The organism is uncultured Caballeronia sp. (assembly GCF_964243625.1).
Classification (GTDB): domain Bacteria; phylum Pseudomonadota; class Gammaproteobacteria; order Burkholderiales; family Burkholderiaceae; genus Caballeronia.
Map to the genome: position 1 here is coordinate 1 of NZ_CAXTGZ010000426.1, position 5320 is coordinate 5320.

Annotated in this window: 6 protein-coding genes and 1 pseudogene; 5 read left to right on the forward strand and 2 right to left on the reverse strand. The window is 60.2% G+C overall.

Features of this window, described 5'->3' with window-relative positions; translation table 11 throughout:
• From ACFFAR_RS23650 to ACFFAR_RS23660, 3 genes and pseudogenes are all read left to right on the forward strand, one after another.
• Window positions 1–117: pseudogene (locus ACFFAR_RS23650) on the forward strand (CopG family transcriptional regulator); the annotation flags it as partial.
• 29 nt (window positions 118–146) lie between these two features.
• Window positions 147–1151, forward strand: a complete 1005-nt coding sequence (locus tag ACFFAR_RS23655; protein ID WP_174364333.1) for a PHB depolymerase family esterase — start codon at window positions 147–149, stop codon at window positions 1149–1151.
• A gap of 14 nt (window positions 1152–1165) precedes the next feature.
• A complete protein-coding gene (locus ACFFAR_RS23660) occupies window positions 1166–1666 on the forward strand; it encodes a nucleoside deaminase (protein ID WP_375508574.1) in 501 nt (166 codons plus the stop codon).
• A gap of 31 nt (window positions 1667–1697) precedes the next feature.
• Here ACFFAR_RS23660 and ACFFAR_RS23665 read toward each other — a convergent pair whose 3' ends face one another.
• Window positions 1698–3242, reverse strand: a complete 1545-nt coding sequence (locus tag ACFFAR_RS23665) for a methyl-accepting chemotaxis protein (RefSeq protein ID WP_174364335.1) — start codon at window positions 3240–3242, stop codon at window positions 1698–1700.
• A gap of 599 nt (window positions 3243–3841) precedes the next feature.
• On the opposite strand from ACFFAR_RS23665, the gene ACFFAR_RS23670 reads away from it, so the two are divergent.
• Window positions 3842–4105, forward strand: a complete 264-nt coding sequence (locus ACFFAR_RS23670) for a hypothetical protein (RefSeq protein WP_062171520.1) — start codon at window positions 3842–3844, stop codon at window positions 4103–4105.
• A 292-nt stretch (window positions 4106–4397) separates the two neighbouring features.
• On the opposite strand, the gene ACFFAR_RS23675 is transcribed toward ACFFAR_RS23670, so the two are convergent.
• Window positions 4398–4772, reverse strand: a complete 375-nt coding sequence (locus ACFFAR_RS23675; protein WP_174364332.1) for a hypothetical protein — start codon at window positions 4770–4772, stop codon at window positions 4398–4400.
• On the opposite strand from ACFFAR_RS23675, the gene ACFFAR_RS23680 reads away from it, so the two are divergent.
• Window positions 4771–5320 (forward strand): MipA/OmpV family protein (locus tag ACFFAR_RS23680; protein WP_375508575.1); only part of this gene is annotated, 550 nt, incomplete at its 3' end. The two genes, ACFFAR_RS23675 and ACFFAR_RS23680, sit on opposite strands and share 2 nt — an antisense overlap.

Genomic DNA, 5320 nt, shown 5'->3' on the forward strand with positions numbered 1-5320 from the left:
ATCGCCGCCGACGTCACGCCTGAACTCGCGCTGGAAACGATTGCATCGATAGTCGTGCTTGGCGCATTCCACGCATCGCCGGCGGTGAAAGCAGCGCTGGCCGGCCGGATCGGCTGAGCGCTCCAACAGCTACTACTGGAAAAATAATGAAACTCGACGACGGATTCCTGCACTCCATGCAGGATGCAATGAAGTTGCTGCGCACACGCGGCCCGAAGGAAGCGACCGCGGCGCTGCAGCGCGCACTGGGAGCGCATGCACCGCACGCGCAGCAAGCGTTCACAGCGGACACGCCGCCTGCACAAACGTCCGGCACGTTCAGCACGCATACCCATGCGAACGCGGCGGGACTGCGGACATACAAGTTGTATGTGCCGACGAAGTACAACGGCCAACCAATGCCGCTCGTCGTGATGCTCCACGGCTGCACGCAAGACGCCGATGATTTCGCCGCCGGCACGCAGATGAACGCATTGGCCGAGCGCGATGGGTGCATCGTCGTGTATCCCGTGCAGCCGCAGCAGGCGAATGCATCGAAGTGCTGGAACTGGTTCAAGCCGGCCGATCAGCGGCGCGACTCCGGAGAGCCATCGTTGATCGCGGGCATCACGCGCGAGGTGATGGCGAAGTACGCCGTCGATCCGGCGCGTGTGTATGTGGCGGGTTTGTCGGCGGGCGGCGCAATGGCCGCGATCATGATCCACGCATATCCCGATCTTTACGCCGCGGCGTGCGTGCATTCCGGGCTTGCGGCGGGCTCCGCACACGATCTGCCGTCGGCGCTCGCGGCCATGCGCGGCGGGAAGTCTGTGAGCGCCCGCGATATCGAATCGCCAAAACGGCCGATGATCGTCTTTCACGGAGACGCCGATACCACCGTGCATCCATCGAATGCCGCGGAATTATTGCGTGCGTTCGGCGGCCAGGCCGTGGTGTTCGATGAAGCCACAAGCGCCGAGCCGGGCAAGCGCAAGAGCACCGTGGAACGCGTGAAATCCGCCGATGGCGTGGATGCCGAACTATGGCTCATCCATGGCGCGCCGCACGCGTGGGCAGGTGGAAGTGCACGAGGTTCGTACACCGATGCAACCGGCCCTGACGCCAGCGCGGCCATGATGCGCTTTTTCCTCGATCATCCAGTACGCGGCTAAAGGAAAAGGACACCATGAACGAAAATACAAATACAAATGCAAATGAACGGGACATGGCGCTGCTGCGCGAGGTGATCGCGTTATCGGAGAAGTCGAGACGTGATGGACGGCATCCGTTCGCCGCGCTCATAGCCGACGAACACGGCCGGATCGTCGGGCAAGCGGGCAACAATTCCATGCCACCGCTAGGCGACCCCACGCAGCATGCCGAGTTGCGCGCCGCCGCGCAGGCGGCGAAGGAGCTGTCGCCGGAGCAGTTGCTGAAGTGCACGCTCTATACGAATGCCGAGCCGTGCTGCATGTGTTCGGGCGCAATCTATTGGTGCAATATTGGACGTGTCGTGTATGCAATGTCCGAGCGGCGTTTGCTCGAGATTACCGGCGCTCATCCGGAAAACCCGACCTTCTCGCTGCCATGCCGCGAGGTGTTCGCGCGAGGGCAGCGGAAGGTGAGCGTGGTCGGGCCGCTTATTGAAGATGAAGCGGCCGTCGTGCACGAGGGATTCTGGACGTGACCAGCACCAGAAGCTCGCGTCCAGACTACCTTCAAGCCGGCAGCGAAAAACTTCCGATCGCTTCGCGCAGCACATCGACCTGATCCTTCAGTGAATGCGCCGCGGCCGCTGCCTCTTCAACCAGCGCCGCATTTTGCTGCGTGACCTGATCCATCTCGCCCACCGCACGGTTCACCTGTTCGATGCCCGCGCTTTGCTCGTTGGAAGCGTGGCTGATTTCATCGAGGATCTCGTTCACGCGACGCACCGAGCTCACGATCTCGCCCATCGTCGCGCCCGCGTTCGATACCAGCGACGCCCCTTCTTTCACCGTATCCGTCGACGTCCCGATCAGCGCCTTGATCTCTTTCGCAGCCGTCGCCGAACGCTGCGCGAGGCTGCGCACTTCCGCCGCCACGACCGCGAAGCCACGTCCTTGCTCGCCTGCCCGAGCCGCTTCAACGGCTGCGTTCAATGCGAGGATGTTCGTCTGGAACGCAATGCCGTCGATCACGCCGATGATGTCGCCAATCTGCTTCGAGCTTTCGGTGATGCGCGTCATGGTGTGGATCACTTCTTCGACCACGCCGCTGCCGCGCTGGGCGACATCGGCGGCTTCGCCCGCGAGTTTCGCCGCTTGCGTGGCGCTATCGGCGTTCTGCTTCACGTTTGCCGTCATCTCGTCCATGCTCGATGCCGTCTGCACGAGCGCGGCGGCTTGCTGCTCCGTGCGCTGCGACAGGTCGGTGTTGCCTGCAGCAATCTCCGATGCCCCCACGTTGATATTCTCGGTTCCGGCACGAACCCGCGATACGGTCTCGACCAAACCGCTTTGCATCTCGCTCAGTGCGTACATCAGGCTGTGTGAATCGCCTGCGGCAAGCGGTACATGCGTGGTCAGGTCGCCGCGGGCAATGCGTTGCGCCGCGCTGACCGCAATGGACGGATCGCCACCAAGTTCACGCTTGATACTGCGCAACACCAGCAACATGACGAGCGACGCCAGCACGCCGAGCACCGCCGTGATCGCGAACCAGCGCAATGCGCTCGCGTAGAAGGCTCTCTGGATATCGTCGGTGTACATGCCGGTCACGATGTACCAGTCCCACGGCACGAAGTGATTGGCGAAGCTGATCTTCGGCACCGGCTTTTCGCTGCCGGGCTTCGACCACAGGTAACTGATAAAACCGCCTTCGGGCGTCGAATTACCCGCGGTGACGATATTGACGAACAGTTTGTTGCCGTCGGGATCGGCGAAGTTGGCCAGGTTCTGGCCGTTCAGCGCGGGTTTGATCGGATGCATGATCATGACGGGGCGCGAGTCGTTGACCGAGATGTAGCCGTCGGTACCGTATCGCATGGAACCGAGGACATCGAGCGCGCGCTTTTTCGCTTCGTCTTCGGAGATCGTCTTGTTTGCGGCAAGGCTCTGGAAATGCGCCGTCATGCTCGCGCCCTGCGCCACCAGCGCTTTCAATTGGTCGCGCCGGTCATCGAGTGTGGCAGAACGGCTTTGCCACGCTCCTATGAATCCAATCGCCACAAGTCCGAGCCAAAGCACGGCGATCATCGATCCGAGCTTTTGATTCAACGTCATCTTATTCATGTCTACCGCCGTCGCCTGTGTTGAACCGTGTGTACGAATATGTGGGGCGTCGGGCGCTGCCGATCGCCATGCCTGACTCATTTACGGCATGACAGCGGAGGAATGTAGGGGTGGGATAACCCGTAGCCAAGCAGGATTTCTGCGAGTTTTCACACCGCCGCTTCGCCTGGCGTTGAGCAAGAAGCGGTGGAACTCGCTGTCTCCCTCAAGTCCCGGTTCCTGCCTGCCGATAAACATTCAAAGGACGCGTCTGTCGCACGTCTTCGATTTGAACCTTCCCCGAACCTACCTCGTTAAAAATTGTTGCGATTTTGCCTAAGTCACACCGCGACGGGTAATGGAGGCATAGAGTTAAAGTGCTTTCTGAGGTGTGTGGTGCGTTGCGGGAGGGCGTATGAAACGCAGAACGGCTAGACAGCTTGTTGCTCAGTTGGCGGATTTGAGGAATCTCGCGCGGTGTAGCGCACTGAGAGCTTCTTCCGCCAGCAGCACGATGATGCAAAGCTCGCTTGAAGGTGTCGGGCGGAAGACGCCGGACGTGCCAAGCGAGGCGGACGAAGTTGGGCAGGAATCGTTTGTTGGAGCGGCACATGAAATCCACGCATGAGCATTCGCTGCGGACCCAGGTCGAAAAATGGCTTGCGCCAGGTTTGTCGACACCTGTTCGCGTCACCGAATTCAGCCGTACGCGCGTTGGGCGGCGGCGTTATGTATGTGTAGAAACGGCGCTGCCGCGGGGCTTGCGCGCGCTGCTGTTCTTTCGTCACGACGATGGCTGCTGGTGCGTGTTTCCTCCCGCGTCAGACAGGGCGCCTTCGGATCGATCGATGATGAACCGCGCGCAGCTTGGATGAATCGATCAGCATCAGATAGTTCGGAATGCTTGGTTTAAAGAACGCACAGGGATGTGCCTACTGCGCGTGATGTACGGTTCACATGGCCGCCTTTCGTTTGCCATGTGCTAAAAAACATGCTGGGAGAATCGCCATGTACATCGGCCTGCTCGTTTCGCAAGTGCGGCATCCTCAAGAACGGCTTTCTTATCCCGACGCCGCGTTGTCCCAGGCAGAACCTTCGGCGCACCGGTTCGCTGCACTCTGGAACAGAATCAAGGGTGCTTTTTCGCATCGAGCCTGAAGCATTCCGTTATTCTCCGCGTCCTTCAGCACGGCCGGAATGATCCGGCTGGAGCCTTCCTATACTGTTTCGTAAGTGCTGCGGTCGCCTGACGGCCACATCAATTTCTACTTCCTCCATGCAGCGCATCGGCGTGTTCGACGTCAATTGCGTTCGCCTCACCTTTCTGATATCGGTCGACCAGGTTATCCGGATTACGTTGACCTGCTGATCTACTGACTTGTCAGCGATCCCGTTCGCACGCTGTTTTTCCGGTTGCGAAACGAATACGGCACAAACACGTTTATTGAAAATACTCGCTTGACGAAAGTAAAGGCGATGCACGCTTTGCTTCAGGAAGTGGCGCTCTCCTGGTCTTTGATCTTCATTCAACGGATCGCCCATGAATAAGCGAAACGAGCGCTCGATGCTCGCAGGCCTGCGGGTTCCTTTTCTTCTTAGCGGACTGATCGTGGCGCATGCAAGCCACGCCGCAGCCGTCGATCTTCCAGGCATGCTTCCCAGCATGATCGGCGGCGGCCTCGGCTCCACGACCGACTATGCGGGCGGCAAGGATCGATTTGTCGGCGTTGTGCCGGGCGTGCGCTACGTGACCGATGGCGGGCGCTTGTTCGAATTGTATGGGCCGTACGCACAATTCGATTTTGGCGGCATCACCGGGCTGCAATACGGACCGGCCATATCGCTTCGTCTTGGGCGCAGTAATGTCGATGACCCGGTCGTCTCCCAGGTCCACGAAGTTCACACCACGGTCGAAGGCGGAGGGTTCGTCGGCTACGAGTACGAGCATCTGGGGACGGTGCCGTACCGGCTGCGCGGGTCGGTGACGGTCGTGACCAACGCGGGCATCGTCTATACGGGCGCGCGCGTTTCTGTGAATGGCAGCTTCTGGATGCCGCTGAACCGGCGGGTTTTCGCCGGCGTGGGCGTCG